At 63.0% G+C, this 16636-nt stretch carries 16 protein-coding genes and 1 pseudogene; 13 read left to right on the top strand and 4 right to left on the bottom strand.

Annotated features, from left to right (window positions below; all coding sequences use genetic code 11):
* The first annotated feature begins 62 nt into the window (after positions 1-62).
* The 5 genes from A3A9_RS0115315 to apnL are packed head-to-tail and all read left to right on the top strand — an operon-like array spanning position 63 to position 6199.
* Complete coding sequence (locus A3A9_RS0115315; protein ID WP_051370923.1) at positions 63-707, top strand: DUF2291 family protein; 645 nt, start codon at positions 63-65, stop codon at positions 705-707.
* On the top strand, positions 704-2266 hold the full coding sequence (locus A3A9_RS38825; protein ID WP_051370921.1) for a sugar ABC transporter ATP-binding protein: 1563 nt from the start codon (positions 704-706) through the stop codon (positions 2264-2266). The genes A3A9_RS0115315 and A3A9_RS38825 overlap by 4 nt, the downstream gene beginning before the upstream one ends.
* Positions 2263-3327, top strand: coding sequence for an ABC transporter permease (locus A3A9_RS0115305; RefSeq protein WP_027059569.1), 1065 nt, complete (start codon positions 2263-2265; stop codon positions 3325-3327). The genes A3A9_RS38825 and A3A9_RS0115305 overlap by 4 nt, the downstream gene beginning before the upstream one ends.
* A 2-nt stretch (positions 3328-3329) precedes the next feature.
* Positions 3330-4364 (top strand): Gfo/Idh/MocA family protein, encoded by a 1035-nt coding sequence (locus A3A9_RS0115300; RefSeq protein ID WP_027059568.1) that lies wholly within the window; start codon positions 3330-3332, stop codon positions 4362-4364.
* Positions 4361-6199, top strand: a complete 1839-nt coding sequence (apnL, locus tag A3A9_RS0115295) for a D-apionate lactonase (RefSeq protein ID WP_027059567.1) — start codon at positions 4361-4363, stop codon at positions 6197-6199. Before A3A9_RS0115300 ends, apnL begins: the two co-directional genes overlap by 4 nt.
* 4 nt (positions 6200-6203) lie before the next feature.
* On the opposite strand, the gene A3A9_RS0115290 is transcribed toward apnL, so the two are convergent.
* The gene (locus A3A9_RS0115290; protein WP_027059566.1) at positions 6204-6917 is read right to left on the bottom strand and encodes a transcriptional regulator NanR; all 714 of its coding nucleotides are present in this window, start codon (positions 6915-6917) and stop codon (positions 6204-6206) included.
* 186 nt (positions 6918-7103) lie between these two features.
* Between A3A9_RS0115290 and oiaX the strand changes: the two genes are divergently transcribed.
* Together oiaX and A3A9_RS0115280 are read left to right on the top strand one after the other, a co-directional pair.
* The gene (gene oiaX, locus A3A9_RS0115285; RefSeq protein ID WP_027059565.1) at positions 7104-8354 is read left to right on the top strand and encodes a 3-oxo-isoapionate-4-phosphate decarboxylase OiaX; all 1251 of its coding nucleotides are present in this window, start codon (positions 7104-7106) and stop codon (positions 8352-8354) included.
* An 8-nt stretch (positions 8355-8362) separates the two neighbouring features.
* On the top strand, positions 8363-9697 hold the full coding sequence (locus tag A3A9_RS0115280; protein WP_027059564.1) for a four-carbon acid sugar kinase family protein: 1335 nt from the start codon (positions 8363-8365) through the stop codon (positions 9695-9697).
* An 84-nt stretch (positions 9698-9781) separates the two neighbouring features.
* Here A3A9_RS0115280 and A3A9_RS42595 read toward each other — a convergent pair whose 3' ends face one another.
* On the bottom strand, positions 9782-9934 hold the full coding sequence (locus A3A9_RS42595) for a hypothetical protein (protein ID WP_430515884.1): 153 nt from the start codon (positions 9932-9934) through the stop codon (positions 9782-9784).
* Positions 9935-10292: 358 nt separating this feature from the next.
* On the opposite strand from A3A9_RS42595, the gene A3A9_RS46300 reads away from it, so the two are divergent.
* Positions 10293-10415, top strand: a complete 123-nt coding sequence (locus tag A3A9_RS46300) for a hypothetical protein (RefSeq protein ID WP_275451171.1) — start codon at positions 10293-10295, stop codon at positions 10413-10415.
* Between the two features lie 52 nt (positions 10416-10467).
* On the opposite strand, the gene A3A9_RS0115265 is transcribed toward A3A9_RS46300, so the two are convergent.
* Positions 10468-11493 carry an acyltransferase family protein gene (locus tag A3A9_RS0115265; RefSeq protein WP_275451170.1) on the bottom strand — a complete coding sequence of 342 codons (1026 nt, stop codon included), beginning with the start codon at positions 11491-11493 and terminating at the stop codon, positions 10468-10470.
* A gap of 137 nt (positions 11494-11630) precedes the next feature.
* Here A3A9_RS0115265 and A3A9_RS42585 point away from each other — a divergent pair.
* Both A3A9_RS42585 and A3A9_RS0115250 read left to right on the top strand, forming a co-directional pair.
* Positions 11631-12406, top strand: a pseudogene (locus tag A3A9_RS42585) (SDR family NAD(P)-dependent oxidoreductase).
* Between the two features lie 5 nt (positions 12407-12411).
* Complete coding sequence (locus tag A3A9_RS0115250; protein WP_027059560.1) at positions 12412-13158, top strand: SDR family NAD(P)-dependent oxidoreductase; 747 nt, start codon at positions 12412-12414, stop codon at positions 13156-13158.
* A gap of 39 nt (positions 13159-13197) precedes the next feature.
* Here A3A9_RS0115250 and A3A9_RS0115245 read toward each other — a convergent pair whose 3' ends face one another.
* Positions 13198-14103, bottom strand: a complete 906-nt coding sequence (locus tag A3A9_RS0115245; protein ID WP_027059559.1) for a LysR family transcriptional regulator — start codon at positions 14101-14103, stop codon at positions 13198-13200.
* A 135-nt stretch (positions 14104-14238) separates the two neighbouring features.
* Between A3A9_RS0115245 and A3A9_RS0115240 the strand changes: the two genes are divergently transcribed.
* The 3 genes from A3A9_RS0115240 (at position 14239) to A3A9_RS0115230 (ending at position 16626) form a co-directional block, all read left to right on the top strand.
* Positions 14239-14961, top strand: a complete 723-nt coding sequence (locus A3A9_RS0115240) for a LamB/YcsF family protein (protein WP_027059558.1) — start codon at positions 14239-14241, stop codon at positions 14959-14961.
* 67 nt (positions 14962-15028) lie between these two features.
* Positions 15029-15262 carry an acetyl-CoA carboxylase gene (locus A3A9_RS0115235; RefSeq protein ID WP_027059557.1) on the top strand — a complete coding sequence of 78 codons (234 nt, stop codon included), beginning with the start codon at positions 15029-15031 and terminating at the stop codon, positions 15260-15262.
* A complete protein-coding gene (locus A3A9_RS0115230; RefSeq protein ID WP_033838571.1) occupies positions 15262-16626 on the top strand; it encodes an acetyl-CoA carboxylase biotin carboxylase subunit in 1365 nt (454 codons plus the stop codon). Before A3A9_RS0115235 ends, A3A9_RS0115230 begins: the two co-directional genes overlap by 1 nt.
* The last annotated feature ends 10 nt before the right edge of the window (positions 16627-16636 follow it).

Here is a 16636-nt window from a genome sequence, read left to right as displayed (position 1 = left end):
TCCGCGAGGGGCGAACTTCCGGTTCGTCCCTCGTCTCCATTTCCCTGGGATGCTTGACCGCGATGCCGAAGAAGTTGACCTGGCTGACCCTTGTCGCGCTCGTCGGCCTTAGCCTCAGCGCCTGCAAGATTCTGCCGACGCCCTCCGCGCAAGACGGCGCCAATGCGTCCGGCTTCAACCCGGACAAGATGGTCGAGGATATCTGGGTGGCGAAGGTCACACCGTATCTGCAACAGAAGGCCGGGCCGTTCGCCGAGGTCCATGCGCTGGCGAAGACCGATCAGGCGGCAGCCGGCGCGAAATACGGCAACCCCAAGAAACAGGCGAATTCGCCGTGGACCTTCGCGGTCCGCGTCGAGGGCAAGATCGTCGCCGCCAACACGCAGTCGCGCGCGGCAACGATGGATATCGACGTCGATGGTGACGGCAAGGCGGATGCGCGGGTGCAGATCGGGCCGGCGATACGCGGAACCGCTCTGCGCGACAGCCTCGACTTCGTCCAGTTCAACGATTTCACCAACCAGATCGACTTCGCCCAGTTCGGCAAGGCGTTCAATGCCTATGCCGACAAGACCGTGCTGTCGAAGCTGCCGCGCGAGGCGCTGGAGGGCCGCACCGCCAAGGTGCTCGGCGCCTACACGATCGAAGGCGGGCAGAACCTGCCGCTGGTGACCCCGGCGGAGGCCGAGATCGGGCCGAAGCCATGAACATGTCGGCCGGTCACGAAATCATCCTGAAGCTGGAAGACGTCTCGAAAGTCTATGCCGGCACCGTCGCGGTCAAGCAGGCCAATTTCGAGGTGCGCAAGGGCGCGGTCAATGTGCTGGTCGGCGAAAACGGCGCCGGCAAATCGACGCTGATGAAGATCATCGCCGGCGTCGAGCAGCCGACGGCCGGTCGCATCCTGCTCGACGGCAAGGAGGTTTCGTTCTCGTCCTCGGGTGACGCGGTGAACCGCGGCATCGGCATGGTGTTCCAGGAATTGAACCTGTTCGGCAACATGACGGTTGCCGAGAACATTTTTGCCACGCGCGAGATCACCAACCGGTTTCGCAAGATCGACCGCAAGGAGCAGGAACGGCGGGCCAGTGAATTCATCGATCGGCTCGAAGCCGGTATCCGGCCGGACATGCTGATCGAGGATCTTCGCATCGGCCAACAGCAGCTGGTCGAGATCGCCAAGGCTGTCTCGCTCGATGCGCGCATCCTGATCATGGACGAGCCGACCTCGGCGCTGAGTGCCGCCGAAGTCGAGATCCTGTTCAAGGTGATCGCCGACCTTAAGGCGCGTGGCGTAGCGATCGTTTATATCTCGCACCGGCTCGAGGAACTCATCCGCATCGGCGACTACATCACCGTGCTGCGCGATGGCCGCATCACCGGCCAGGAGGACGTGAAAAACGTCGACACGCAATGGATCGTGCGGCAGATGATCGGCTCGGACGCCAAGGATTTCGCCAAGGCCGACGGCCATGTGCCGGGCGAAGAGATATTCCGCGCCGAGGACATCTGCCTGCCGCGCGCCACTGGCGGGCTGGCGGTCGACCACGTCTCGCTGTCGCTGCGCGCAGGCGAGATTTTGGGCATCTACGGCCTGATGGGCGCGGGGCGCAGCGAGCTGTTCGACTGCATCATGGGCCGCCACGGTCATGCCAGTGGCAAGATCTTCATCGAAGGAATCCATATCAGGGAACGCGACACGACGCGGCGCATCCGGCGCGGGCTGGCGCTGATCCCGGAGGACCGCCAGCGCGAGGGTCTGGTGTCGATCCTCTCCGTCGCCAGCAATTTGACATTGGCCAGCCTGTCGCGCTTCGTCACCCTGTTCCACATCCGAGGCAGTGCCGAGCGGAAAGCCGTGGCGCAGATGGTGCGGGAGCTCGCGATCAAGGTCGCCGACCCGGCGCAGGAAGTCTCGTCGCTTTCCGGCGGCAACCAGCAGAAGGTGGTGATCGGCAAGGCGCTGCTCACCGGGCCGAAGGTGCTGTTGATGGACGAGCCGAGCCGCGGCATCGATGTCGGTGCCAAGGCCGACGTCTTCCGCACCATGCGCAAGCTGTCGCGCGATGGGCTGGGCATCCTCTTCGCCACCTCCGACCTCGACGAGGTAATGGCGCTGTCCGACCGGATCGCGGTGATGAGCAATGGCAAACTGACCGGCATGTTCGACCGCGCCGAGGCGTCCGAAGCTGCGATCGTCGCCGCATCGGCACTCGGCCACGGCCCTGCCCATCTTGCCCCCGCACATGGAAAGCAAAACCGATGACTGACATTCCGGCCAGGGCGGCTCTCTCTTCGGCCTCCAGCGGCTCCGCGCTGCTGACGCTGATGAAGCTCAGGACTTTCATCGCGCTGATCGCCGTGCTGGTGTTCTTCTCCATCGCGGCGCCGAACTTCCTGTCGGCCGCCAATCTGATCCTGATGGCCAAGCACGTGGCGCTCAACGCCTTCCTCGCCATGGGCATGACCTTCGTCATCATCACCGGCGGCATCGACCTTTCGGTCGGCTCGATCGTCGGCCTGTGCGGCATGGTGGCCGGCTATCTCGTGCTCAACGGCATCGATCTGCAGATCGGCTACACCATCTACTTCAACGTGGTGGAGATCGCATTGATCACGCTTCTGGTCGGTATTTTGATCGGCGCCGTCAACGGATTGCTGATCACCAGGCTCAATGTCGCCCCCTTTATCGCCACGCTCGGTGTGCTCTATGTAGCGCGCGGCATGGCGCTGCTGTCGTCCGACGGCCGCACCTTCCCCAACCTTATCGGCAAGCCGGAACTCGGCACCACCGGCTTCGGCTTCCTCGGCGCCGGCCGGCTCGCCGGCTTGCCGGTGTCGATCTGGATGCTGATCGTGGTGGCACTGGGTGCCACCTATCTCGCCAGATACACGCCGCTCGGCCGCCACATCTTCGCCGTTGGCGGCAATGAGCGCGCGGCACGCATCTCGGGCGTGCGCGTCAACATGGTCAAGATGTTCGTCTACATGTTCTCCGGCTTCTGCGCGGCGATCGTCGGCCTGATCATCTCGTCGGAGCTGATGGCCTCGCATCCGGCGACCGGCGAAAGCTTCGAGTTGAATGCAATCGCCGCAGCCGTGCTTGGCGGCACCTCGATGTCTGGCGGCCGCGGCACGATCGGCGGCACCATCGTCGGCGCCTTCGTCATCGGCATCCTGTCGGACGGGCTGGTGATGATGGGCGTCAGCTCCTTCTGGCAGATGGTGATCAAGGGGCTGGTCATCATCGTCGCCGTCGTCGTCGACCAGGCGCAGCGCCGGCTTCAGCAGCGCGTTACCCTGATGCAGATGGCGAAGGCTGGTTGATCATGGCGAGCTTGAGCGGAGCGCTGATCGGCTGCGGCTTCTTCGCCGTCAACCAGATGCATGCCTGGCGCGACATCGACGGCGCCTCGATCATCGCCATCTGCGACCGCGATCCGGAACGGTTGCGGATCGTTGGCGACCAGTTCGGCATCGCGAGGCGCTACACCGATGCAGCGGCGCTGTTCGCGGCCGAGACGCTCGACTTCGTCGACATCGCCACCACCGTCGGCAGCCATCGGCCACTGGTCGAGATGGCGGCCACTCACCGTGTCCCGGTGATTTGCCAGAAGCCGTTCGCGCCAACGCTGGCCGACGCCAAGGCGATGGTCGCGGCCTGCGCCGAGGCCGGCGTGCCACTGATGGTGCATGAGAATTTCCGCTGGCAGTCGCCGATCCAGGCGGTGCGCGCCGTGCTCGACAGCGGCGAGATCGGCACTCCCTTCTTCGGGCGCATCTCCTTCCGCTCCGCCTATGACGTGTTTTCCGGCCAGCCCTACCTGGCGACGGGCAAGCGTTTCATCATCGAGGATCTCGGCATCCATATCCTCGACATCGCGCGTTTCCTGCTGGGTGACGTCTCGACCCTCACCGCCCGCACCGCTCGCATCAATCCGACCATCGCCGGCGAGGATGTCGCCACCATGCTGATGGATCACAGGAGCGGCGCCACCTCCGTGGTCGATTGCAGCTATGCGACCAGGCTTGCCGTCGAGCCGTTTCCCGAAACGCTGATCGAGATCGACGGCAGCGACGGCACGATCCGGCTGGCGCGAGGATACCAGCTCACCGTCACCGGCAAGAGCGGCACAACGGCCACCGACATCTCACCGCCGCTTCTGCCCTGGGCATCGCGGCCGTGGCACAACATCCAGGAAAGCGTGCTGGCGATCCAGCGGCACTGGGTCGACTGCCTTGCATCAGGCAAGGAGCCGGCAACCTCGGGCGCCGACAACCTCAAGACATTCGCGCTGGTCGAGGCGGCCTATGCGGGTGCCGCGAGCCAGGAACCGGTGCAGATCGACGGCCTGTTGAAGTGACCGTGGATCGCTTCCTCCTCTGCGGCATACGCGCGGTGGAAGCCGAGCCGGTCCGGCTCAGCGCCGGGCCACTCAGCGCCGATTTCGTCAACGGTAATCTGCGCACCATCCGCCATGGCGGCACCGAGGTGCTGCGTGCCATCGCCTATATCGTGCGTGACCGCGACTGGGGCACTTACGAGCCCGTGCTGGCGGATTTGACCATCGACCAAAGCGCCGATGCTTTCTCTGTCAGCTACACGGCGAGCTGCGCCGGACCGGGCGGAAGTCGGCTCGCCTTTTTCGCGACCATCAAGGGTTCGGCGGACGGACAGTTGGTGTTCGACGTCAGCGCGCTGCCCGAAAGCGATTTCGAGACCAACCGCTGCGGCTTCTGCATCCTGCATCCGATCGCCGGCCTCGCCGGCAGCCCAGTGACGGTCGAGCACACGGACGGCAGCGTGGTGGACACGAAACTGCCAGACCTGATCGACCCCTGGCAGCCTTTCAAGGATTTGCGCGCCATCACGCATGAGGTGCGGCCCGGCGTCAGCGCCGACTGCCGCATGGAAGGCGACGTTTTCGAGATGGAGGACCAGCGCAACTGGTCCGACGCCTCCTACAAGACCTATGTGCGGCCGCTGGCGCTGCCATGGCCCTATGTCTTGCCGGCCGGCGAGACCAACCGCCAGACGATCAGCCTGCGCATTGCCAGCGACGGCAAGACGCCGGCTGCGGCCGAGGCGCCCGGCGCGGTCCGCGTGACGCTCGGCGAGCCCGGTCCGGCGCTGCCGGATGTCGGCGTGATCATCTATCCCGGCGATGTCGAGACGGTGCTGGCGAACCTCGCCACCTTGTTGGCGCTCGGTCCACAACAACTGCTGTTCCACTACGATCCGACGCGCGGTCACGGGCTTGACGCCTTGCACTCTTTTGCCCGGCTCGCCGACGCCTATCGCGCCCGAACAACGCTCGAATGCGTTGTCGCCTGTAGCGGCGATCTTGATGCCGAACTCACAGAGGTCGCCGGCCTGGTGCGCCGGGCGGGCCTACGGCTCGACGCCATCGCGGTGTCGCCTTCGGTCGACCGCCAGTCGACGCCGCCGGGCAGTGCCTGGCCGCCCTGCCCGCCGCTGGAGGATGTCTATGCCGCGGCTCGACACGCCTTTCCGGCTCTCCGTCTCGGTGGCGGCATGTTCAGCTATTTCACCGAGCTCAACCGCAAGCGCGTTCCGGCCGGGCTGCTCGACTTCGTCACCCATTGCACCTGCCCGATCGTGCACGCAGCCGACGATCTCAGCGTCATGCAGTCGCTGGAGGCGTTGCCGTTCATCACCCGGTCGGCGCGGGCGATCTTCGGCGACAAGCCTTACCGGATGGGGCCTTCGACCATTGCCATGCGGCAGAACCCCTATGGCGGCGCGACCAAGGACAATCCGCAGGGACAGCGCATCGCCATGGCCAATCGCGACCCGCGCCACAACGGCCTGTTCGCCGCCGCCTGGACCATCGGCTATGCCGCCCGCGTCGCACCGGCCGGGCTGGAGATGCTGACGCTGTCCGGCTTCAGCGGGCCGTTCGGTCTGCTGGCGGCAGGTGGCGAACCCGTCGAGGAGGGATCACCGCGGCCGATCTTCAGGGCTATCAAGGGACTTTGCGAACTGGCTGGTCTGGCCCATGTGTCCGCGAGAACAAGCGACGAAACGCGGATTGCGGCGCTGGCCGGCCGCTCCGCCTTCGGCGAGACCATCGCATTGCTGGCGAACCTGACGGCGGACGATGTCCCGGTCGACGCTTCGGCACTTGGCCAGGGTCATCTCGTGATGTCGCCCTACGCCATTATCCGGATCGGTTAAGAGCCTACTTCTCGGAGTTCATCACATAGAGTGCGCGCGAGCGTTCAAGGTGCTTGATCATCGACTTCTCGGCACCGTCGGGGTCCCTCTGCTCGATGCGGTCGACGATCTCTTCGTGCTCGGTCAGCGTGTACTTTTCCTTGCCGGTCCAGATCAGCATCTCGGTGTGATATTCCTTCAGCCAGCCGAGCATGGCCTCGCTGACAGCGACATAGATCGGGTTGCCCGATATCGCGGCGATCTGGGTGTGGAAGTTCATGTCGGCAGAAATGAAGGCGTCGGAATCGCCGCGCGCGGCACGCTGCTCGGCGACGGTTGCCTTGAGCCGCTGCACATCCTCGACGGTGGCCTTTTCGGCGGCTTCCCTGACCATGCCGCGCTCGAAGAAGATGCGCGCGGTCTTGAGGTGCTCGAGCGTGTCCTTCGACGACGACAGGATGATCTTGGCCGCGCCATCGACCTGTTTGATGATCGACTTGGCGGTGAGCTGCAGCACCTTGGCCCGCTCGCCATGCGAAATGGCGACAAGCCCCATATTGCTCAGCGCCTGCATCGCCTCGCGAATGGCCGGCCGGCCAACCTCGAAGCGCTCCATCAATTCGCGCTCCGACGGCATTTCGTCGCCCGGCTGCAGCTCGCCGCTGGTGATCAGCCGCTTCAGCCTTGCAAAGACTTCGTCGGAAAGTTTGCGCCGGACGATCGGCTCCGAACGGTTCATCGTGACGAATCACTCCCTGGCCCGGTTCCTCTTTAGCATTGCCGGCGCGATTCCCGGAATGCCTGCGCCTTGCTCGCCGCGTCGCACGAGGTCGGGATATTTGCTTGCAATACTTATGTACTCATTATACCAGATTTTAGACGCGACGAAACTTTTTTCGGACCCTTTTCGACCGGCCGGCTTCCCATGATCACCTTCACCTATCGCATCGAAACACCCGATAGCATCGAGGCGCTGGCGACCAAGATCGCCAGCGACCAGTCGACCGGCACCTTCGTTGCCCTGCCTGGTGAGACCGAAGAGCTGAAGGCACGCGTGGCGGCGCGAGTGCTGGCGATCCGGCATCTGCCCGATGCTGAGCAGCCGTCCATTCCCGAGGCTGGCAGCGGGCCTTTCAAGCGCGCCGATGTCGACATTGCATTCCCGTTCGATGCGATCGGCACCGACCTTTCGGCGCTGATGACTATCGCCATCGGCGGCACCTATTCGATCAAGGGCCTGTCGGGCATCCGCGTCGTCGACATGAAGCTGCCGCAAGAATTCAAGGGCGCCCATCCAGGCCCGCAATTCGGCGTCGCCGGCAGCCGCAAGCTGACCGGCGTCGAGGGCCGCCCCATTATCGGCACTATCGTCAAGCCTGCACTGGGCTTGCGGCCACCCGAGACGGCCGCGATGGTGGGCGAACTGATCGAGGCTGGCGTCGATTTCATCAAGGACGATGAAAAACTGATGAGCCCGGCCTACTCGCCGCTGGCGGAACGGGTGAACGCGATCATGCCGCTGATCCTCGACCACGAGCAGAAGACCGGCAAGAAGGTGATGTATGCCTTCGGCATCTCGCATGCCGACCCGGACGAGATGATGCGCAACCACGACCTGGTCCTCGAAGCCGGTGGCAATTGCGCCGTGGTCAACATCAACTCCATCGGCTTCGGCGGCATGACATACCTCAGGAAGCGCTCCGGCCTTGTGCTGCACGCCCACCGCAATGGCTGGGACATCCTCACGCGTCATCCCGGCCTCGGCATGGATTTCAAGGTGTGGCAGCAGTTCTGGCGATTGCTGGGCGTCGACCAGTTCCAGATCAACGGCATCGCCTCGAAATACTGGGAGCCGGACGCGTCCTTCATCCGCTCCTTCGAGGCAGTGACGACACCGCTGTTTTCTCCCGACGATTGCGCACTGCCGGTCGCCGGTTCCGGCCAGTGGGGCGGACAGGCGCCCGAAACCTATGAGCGCACCGGGCGGACGGTCGATCTTCTCTATCTCTGCGGCGGCGGCATCGTCAGCCATCCGGACGGCCCGGGTGCCGGTGTGCGCGCCGTCCAGCAGGCGTGGCAGGCCGCGGTCGAGGGCATTCCGCTGGCGGACTATGCCCGCAGCCACGCCGAGCTGGCGCGCTCGATCGAAAAGTTCGGCGACGGCAAGGCGGCGTGAGCGGGGCGATGCAGAACCTGCTCCTCAGCTATTATGGCGACGACCTCACCGGCTCGACCGACGTCATGGAGGCGCTCGAGCTTGGCGGCGTGCCGACGGTGCTGTTCATGCGCCAGCCGGACGCGGCGCAGCTGGCGCAATTCTCGCACTGCCGCGCTGTTGGGCTGGCAGGCACCAGCCGCAGCGAGACGCCGCAGTGGATGGACACGCATCTCAAGGATGCCTTCGGCTGGCTGAAGACGCTGAACGCTGACATCTGCCACTACAAGATCTGCTCGACCTTCGATTCCAGTCCGACGATCGGCAACATCGGCCGGGCGATCGAGATCGGACGCGCCGTCTTTGCACAGGGCTGCGTGCCGCTGCTGGTCGGCGCACCCCAGCTCAAACGCTACACGGCGTTCGGCCATCTGTTCGCGGCCTATCGCGACCGATACTACCGCATCGACCGCCATCCGGTGATGAGCCGCCACCCGACCACGCCGATGGACGAAGCGGACCTTCTGATCCATCTGTCACGGCAGACCGAGCTGGCCTCCGGATTGCTAGATCTGGCGACGCTGCTGTCCGCGTCGCGGTCGCAAGCGTTCGATCACCTTGTCAGGAATGGCGCGGCCATCGTGCTTGTCGACGTCGACAGCCGGGAGACCCAGGCGCTCGCAGGCAAGGAGATATGGCAGACGCGCAAGCCAAGCGGTTCCTTCGTCGCCGGCTCCTCCGGCATCGAATATGCATTGCTCGCCGAATGGGCGGAGGCTGCCACCGTGGACGCCGAGCCTCGCTTTACGTCGCCGGGCGCAGCCGATCGGATCGCGGTGGTGTCGGGCAGCTGCTCGCCGACCACGGAACGGCAGATCCGCCATGCGCTGACCGACGGCTTCGACGGCATCAACGTTGATCCCGTAGAACTGGTCTCGGAGAATTCCGAACAAGCGATCGCGCACGCGGCGGCGGCGGCCCGCGGCAGCTTGCAGGCCGGGCGCAGCGTCATCCTCTACACTGCGCTCGGGCCGACGGCGGATCGCGGCACCGAGATCGACCGCCAGGAAGGCGCCCGCCACAAGCTCGGCCGCGGCCTTGGCACGTTGCTTCGGCAACTGACCGAACAGCACGACTTGAAGCGTGTCATCATCGCCGGCGGCGACACGTCGAGCCACGCGCTGGGACAGATGGGCGTCGATGCGCTGACGGTTAGGATGCCGTTGCCCGCCTCGCCGGGTTCGCCACTGTGCGTCGCCCATTCGCGTATCAATGCCATCGACCGGCTGGAGGTCGCGCTGAAGGGTGGGCAGGTCGGAACCGACAGCTATTTCTCAGCCATTCGCGACGGTCGTGGCGGTTGACGTTACACTTTTGATTTTAAAGTGAAAATTGTCGAAAAAATATTCTGAGGTTACACCAACTATCGGGGCCAATCGGGAGGAGCCTCACTCCTCCCGGAAGGCTCGCTGTATCTGATCGGCCAGAGGTTTCACCAGGTAGGAAAGCATGGTGCGGCTGCCGGTGGAGAAGAACGCCTCGACGGGCATGCCCGGCGCCAGGGTCAGGCCTTTCAGCTTTTTCAGCTCCGTGCGCGGCATGCCCCCTTCAAGTATGGTCGTCAAAGCCAGCAGATAATGCCGGCTTCCGACGCCTTCCCGGTGGCGCTACTGGTGGACGTGCCAGTGAACAGATGCCAGCGCGGCAACACGATCTCGCAGTCATGGACAGACGCTGAGTCTTCAACATGTTCGCATTGGGATGCTACGGTGGCAGAAGTTTTTCGCGCACCAGCCGCTCGGTTCCCCGCCAGATGACCGACACCACCATTATCGAGACATAGCCGTCCAGCGCGTAGTGCCACCCGGTGCACACCGAGCCTTACATGATCAATGTAGAGAACATCCAACCGAGAACGCCAAGCCAGCGGTTGAGGAGAAGAGGAAACAGGCGTTCAGTGTGGCCGACGCCGACGGCCCGCGACGCACGCTTGCCAAGGTCCACCGCAACCATGCGGGCATCAGCCATGCGCGGCAAAAGAAAACGGGGCGCTTCTGGCAAGGTGCGCCGGCGACGGACTGAGTTGGTTACGCTAGAACCTGCCTGGCGATTGCCTCTGGGAGGACAAGCCTGCTCATGACGATGCCGGCGCGCGCCTTCGAAGCATCGTCAATCTTGGAATTAAAGGCGAGATATAGATGGAAGATATTCTCTTGGTCTCGGCAATTACTACGCAAAGTAGAGCCGTAGCGAATGCAATCGGCACAAATGAGCTTGCATCCAGAAGTTCAAACATCGAAACGCAATAAGCCAAGACGACTATTATAGTCTGATTGGCAATGTAGTACGTCATTATATATTTATTCAGATGTGCAATGACCCGGTTGGGCTGCGTGGTGATCCGCCCCGCAAACGCCAACAAAGCGATGATCGCACACCACTGAAATACCGATCTGACGACACGCATCGTGACGACAAGCGCGTCTGACCACTGCTCCCTTGGAATGGCAACGACGACTGTCGCCCGGGCGAGGAACGAGATGAATGCAAGAGCGCAGCTCACCCATCTTTGCCGGTCGACCTCGCGCCAGAACCTCGGTTCATTCGTCAGAAGAGAGCCTGCCATGAACATTGAGAAATAAAGGACGTGTGCATAGGGGTCGTTCGTGATGACCGAGGTCTCCCCAACGATTGGGTAGAGCCAGAGTCTGAGGATTGAAAGGAATATGATCGGAGCCACGAACAGGTTTGCGCCTCTGAGGGACGACGCAAATGCGGATGATATCCCCGGCCAATAGCGCTGAAGCCGTGGCCACGTGACGGACCACACGAAGACGTATACCCAAAGATAGGCCAAAAACCACATGTGTTCCAGGCGGATGCCCGAGATCACATAGGCCTTCCAGAACTCCCAATACGACAATTCCGGGAGAGGGTTGAACTGGGATAAATATATTTGCGGAGGTACGATCAGGACCACACCCACGAGCAAAGGCAGCAGCAGTTGCCGTGTCCGCGACCTCCGGATTTCGCCAACGGATTTCCGTTCAAGAAGTGACGACGTTACCAGACCCGATATGAAGAAAAGCAGGCTCATCCGCCACGGATGAGATCCAACGGCAATTAGATCGATCCGCCGGCTATTCTCTTGGGAGTTCAACAGCTAGGTCGTTGTTCCGTACAGCAGGCTCGTGTGATAAATTATAAGGGTGCCAACGCTCAGTACACGCAACAAGTCAATATCGTGCCGCCGCTCGCTCTGTCCCACAATAACCCCGGCTTGCGAGGACCGTCGAAATGACGCGTCTGCTGGAGGGGAAAGTCGCACTGGTCACCGGCGCGCGGACCGGGCTCGGTGCCGCGACCGTGGTCGCACTGGCGAAGCTTGGCGCCACCGTCATTGCCGCCGGGCGCCATGCCCGAGATTGCGGCGCGGTTGTCGATGCAGTCACAATAGCCGGCGGCAAGGCTTGCGATTTCATGCTCGACGTCGCGGATCTGGATGCGATCCCGCATCGCGTCGCCAAGCCCTCAAACTGCATGGGCGCATCGATATTCTCGTCAACAATGCCGCGACGATTGCGCCGATGGCGCGCCTGGCCGCGCTCGACGCCAAGGCTTTCGATGCCGCGCTGACCATCAATGTCAGCGGCCCGGCCGCCTTGACGACAGCGCTATGGCCGCATTTCAGCGGCGGCCGTATCGTCAACATCGTCAGCGGCGCGGCAAATCACGCCATGTCCGGCTGGGCCGCCTATTGCGCCTCCAAGGCGGCCTTGCTGATGCTGACAAAGTCGATCGCACTCGAAGGCGAAGCCAGCGGCATCTTGGGATTCGCCCTTGCGCCCGGGCTCGTCGACACCAGCATGCAAGCCGCCATCCGCGACGCCAGGATCAATGCGGTCTCCGACATTCCCCGCGAAAACCTCGACCCGCCGGAGCGCGCGGCGCAGATGATTGCCTGGCTTGCAACCGGTTTGGCCGACGACCTTGCCGGCGACTATGTCGATGTGCGGCAGCCGGGACTGCAAGAGCGCATGGCCGCGGATCTATCGAACAACGCCAAGGATTGAACGGAATGAACAGAATAGATCTTGAAGGACAGGCCGCCGTCGTGACCGGCGGAGCGCAGGGACTGGGCCTGGCCTTTGCCAGGCGGATGATCGCATCGGGCGCAAAGGTGAGCCTGTGGGACATGAACCAAGCAGGCCTGGACGCAGCGGTTGCCCAGCTCGGCGAGGCAGCCAGTGCGGTCGTGGTCGACATCACCGATGCCGAGGCAGTGCTTGCCGCGCACGCCCGCACCGAAAAGGAGACAGGAGCCGTCTCGATCCTGGTCAATTCGGCAGGGATAGCCGGACCCAACCATACACTCGATGAGTACCCGCTCGACGCCTGGCGGCGCGTCATCGACATCAATCTCAATGGAACCTTTCACGTCAACCGCGCCGTCGTGCCGGCGATGAAGGCGCGCAATTACGGCCGCATCGTCAACATCGCATCGATCGCCGGCAAGGAAGGCAATCCCAACGCTTCGGCCTATTCGGCGTCCAAGGCGGGCGTGATCGGGCTGACCAAGTCGCTGGGCAAGGAGCTTGCGGGCTACGACATAGCGGTCAACTGCATCACGCCGGCGGCTGCGCGCACGCCGATTTTCGACCAGATGAAGCAGGAGCATATCGACTACATGCTGTCCAAGATCCCGCGTGCGCGGTTCCTGGAAGTCGACGAGGCGGCGAACATGGTCGCCTGGCTGGTCTCCAAGGAGAACAGTTTTACCACCGCATCGGTCTTCGATCTGTCAGGCGGTCGCGCCACCTATTGATTTCCAAATCAGGCAAATCAGCGGAGCTATGGGGCTAGGCTAGCCACCGCCGCCCATGGTCACGGACATGAAGGCCCGGAAGGCGGCGGCCGCTGGGCCGATCGGTCTGTCACGCGACCAGGCCAGGCCGACATCCATACTGGGGATCGGCTCGACAAGCCTGCGCACTTCGATGCGCTGCCCCTCCAAGGACCATGGTCGGTAAACCATGTCGGACAGGACAGTGACTCCCATACCGGCAGCCACGAGCGAGCGCACGGCCTCGACCGAACTGGTGGTAAGGACTGTGCGGAGCGAAAGCCCCGCGGCATCCCAGTAACGGGCGGCCGTCGTGCGCGCCTCGTCCACCGTCAGCATGACATAATCTTCCGCCGCCACATCGGCGAGGCTGATTTCCTGCCGTGCGAGCAGATGATGATCCGCCGAAAGCCAGAGCCGGCGGTTCGAACGCATCAAGACCTCCTGTGCCAATTCCTCGGTGTGCGCCAGGTTGGATACCAGCATCACAGCCATGTCGATCTCTCCGCTCATCAAGCCGCTTTCGAGAGCGTCTCGGGGCAGCTCCAGCACCTCGACCTCGATCTGGGGATAGGTCTTTCGGAACCGCGCGTAGTGGCGCGACATGTAGTAGCCGACGACCGTGTAGGTCATGCCGAGCCGGAGCTTGCCCGCCAGGCCTTTCCTGTCGCGCAACGGGCTTCGGACAGCGGCCGCGACAGCACCGGTGATAACCCGCGCATGGTCAAGAAACCGAGCGCCCTCCATCGTCAACCTGACGCCAGAATGGTTACGCTCCAAAAGCCGTACGCCCAGGTCAGCCTCCAGCGTCTTTATCGCCGCGGTGACCGCCGATTGTGAGATGTTGAGTTCCACTGCGGCATGGCTGACCTGTCCGCTCTCGGCGGTCGCGATGAAATAATCGAGCTGTTTCAAGGTGATGGTCATGGCGCACTCCGGCCCAGAACCATTATCTGTTTTTTTGATATCACAATCAATAAACTACTATTTCACAAATGCCCCCGCATGCGCAAAAAATGCTGCAACGCCGCAAAGACGGCATCTTCGAGGGGTAACAATGCGATGGCGGTGACGCTAAACTGCGACATGGGCGAAAGCTTTGGTCTTTATAAGGTTGGCGATGATGCGGGCATGATGCCGATCATCGACGTTGCCAATGTCGCCTGTGGTTTTCACGCTTCCGATCCCGATCACATGCACGCCGCCGTCCGTAGTGCCAAGGCGAGTGGCGTAAGGATCGGCGCACATCCAGGCCTGCCGGACATTCAGGGTTTCGGCCGACGCGAGATGCGCATGACCCGCGACGAAGTCAGGAACACCATCATTTACCAGGTGGGAGCGCTTGCCGGCTTCCTCAAGGCCGAGGGTGTGGAACTCCACCATATCAAGCCGCATGGCAGCCTTTACTTCATGGCCATGCAGCAGGAGGCAGTCGCCCATGGCGTGTGCGACGCGGCAGAGGTTTTCGGCGTACCCCTGTTCGGCATGACGGGCACCCTGCACGAGAAGATCTACCAGGAGCGCGGTATCCCATTCGTCGCCGAGTTCTATGCCGATCTCGACTACGATGCCTCCGGCAAGCTGATCCTGACACGCGTTCATGACGCCAAGGACCCCACCGAGATGGCCGAGCGTTGCGTGCGCGCCATCAGCAAGCGCGAAGGAACGGCAGAGGATGGCAGTTTCTTCCCCGTACGCTGCGAAACCATCTGCGTGCATTCCGATACGCCGAACGCTATCGAAATAGCCAGGGCCGTGCGCAATGCAATCGCCCCTTGGCACTGAAGCCTATCGAAACCCGCCCTCGCAGGCGGTTCCAGATTAGCCTGTCTGCAGTTTTCCGGAGCTCTTTATGGCCCAGATTCTTTCGCCTCTTCCCGGCACTTTCTACCGGAGCGTTTCGCCTGATCAGCCGCCCTACAAGGCGGATGGCGACGCGGTCGCCGCCGGCGACGTAATCGGTCTCATCGAAGTGATGAAGTCGTTCCACGAAGTGAGGGCCGAGACGGCCGGTACCAACATCCGCTTCCTCGCCGACAATGAGGAACCCATCATGGCCGGCGCACCTCTTGCGGATCTCGACTGATGCTGAAAAAGCTTCTGGTTGCCAACCGGGGCGAGATAGCGGTCAGGATCATCCGGGCCGCGCAAGATCTGGGCATCGCCACCGTGGCGGTGTACTCGGCCGCGGACGCCGGGTCGCTCCACGTCCAGCTTGCGGACGAGACGGTCAATATCGGCCCACCCGCGGCAAAGAAGTCCTACCTCAACATCGAAGCGCTTCTGAAGGCTGCACGCGACACCGGCTGCGACAGCGTTCATCCTGGCTATGGTTTCCTTGCCGAGAATGCCGCGTTTTCCGACGCGGTCACAGGCGCTGGATTGGTCTTCGTCGGCCCTTCGGGAGATGCGATCCGGATGATGGGAGACAAGGTTTCGGCGCGATCGGCCGCCGCCGCCGCGGGTGTCCCCGTGGTGCCAGGCTCGGCTGGCCGGGTCGATGGCCTCGAGGCTGGCCGCACGGTGCTGGCCGAAACCGGTTTTCCAGTGATGATCAAGGCCGCGGCGGGCGGCGGCGGGCGGGGCATCCGCATTGCCAACTCGCTCGTCGAATTCGTACAGGCCTTTCCGCAGGCCGAAGCGGAAGCCCTCGCCGCCTTTGGCGACGGTGGTCTGTACATGGAAAAGGTGATCGGCAAGGCCCGCCATATCGAGGTGCAGGTGCTGGCGGACGGAAGCGATGCCATCCACTGCTACGAGCGGGAATGCTCACTGCAGCGGCGACGCCAGAAGGTTTGGGAGGAGGCGCCGTCGCGCGCACTTTCCGACGGGCTGCGCGAGGAGCTCTGCGCTTCGGCGGTCGCTTTGGCCAAGGCGGTCAAATACTCCGGTGCCGGCACGGTCGAGTATCTCTATGACGATGACGCCGACCGCTTTTACTTCATCGAGATGAACACCCGCATTCAGGTCGAGCACCCTGTCACCGAGGCGATCACCGGCATCGATCTCGTTGCGGAGATGCTTCGCATAGCCGGCGGCGAGAAGCTGCGGATTCGGCAGGGCGATGTCTCCGTCAAGGGGCATGCGATCGAAGTCCGGCTCAATGCCGAAGATCCGGCGAAGGAGTTCGCTCCATTCCCCGGGCAGGTGGCCGAGCTTCGCATTCCCGGCGGGCCGGGCGTACGTTTCGATTCCATGCTCTACCAAGGCTATCAGGTGCCGCCCTTTTATGACTCGCTGCTTGCCAAGCTGATCGTGCATGCGGAGACGCGCGAGGCGGCGATCATGCGCCTGATCCGCGCGCTCAACGAGTTGAGGATCGGCGGGCTCAAGACAACCAAGCCGCTGTTTCTTGCGCTCGCCGCCGATCCCGCGGTGCGGGCAGGAGACGTGCATACACGCTGGCTGGAAGGCTGGCTCATCGAAAACGCCGCAACCTTGGCGAACTAAAGGAGGACCG

Origin of the sequence: Mesorhizobium loti CJ3sym (assembly GCF_000472785.1) — a bacterium.
Lineage (GTDB): Bacteria > Pseudomonadota > Alphaproteobacteria > Rhizobiales > Rhizobiaceae > Mesorhizobium > Mesorhizobium loti_E.
Note: the sequence above shows the minus strand (reverse complement) of the source record. Positions and strands in the feature narration are given on the sequence as shown.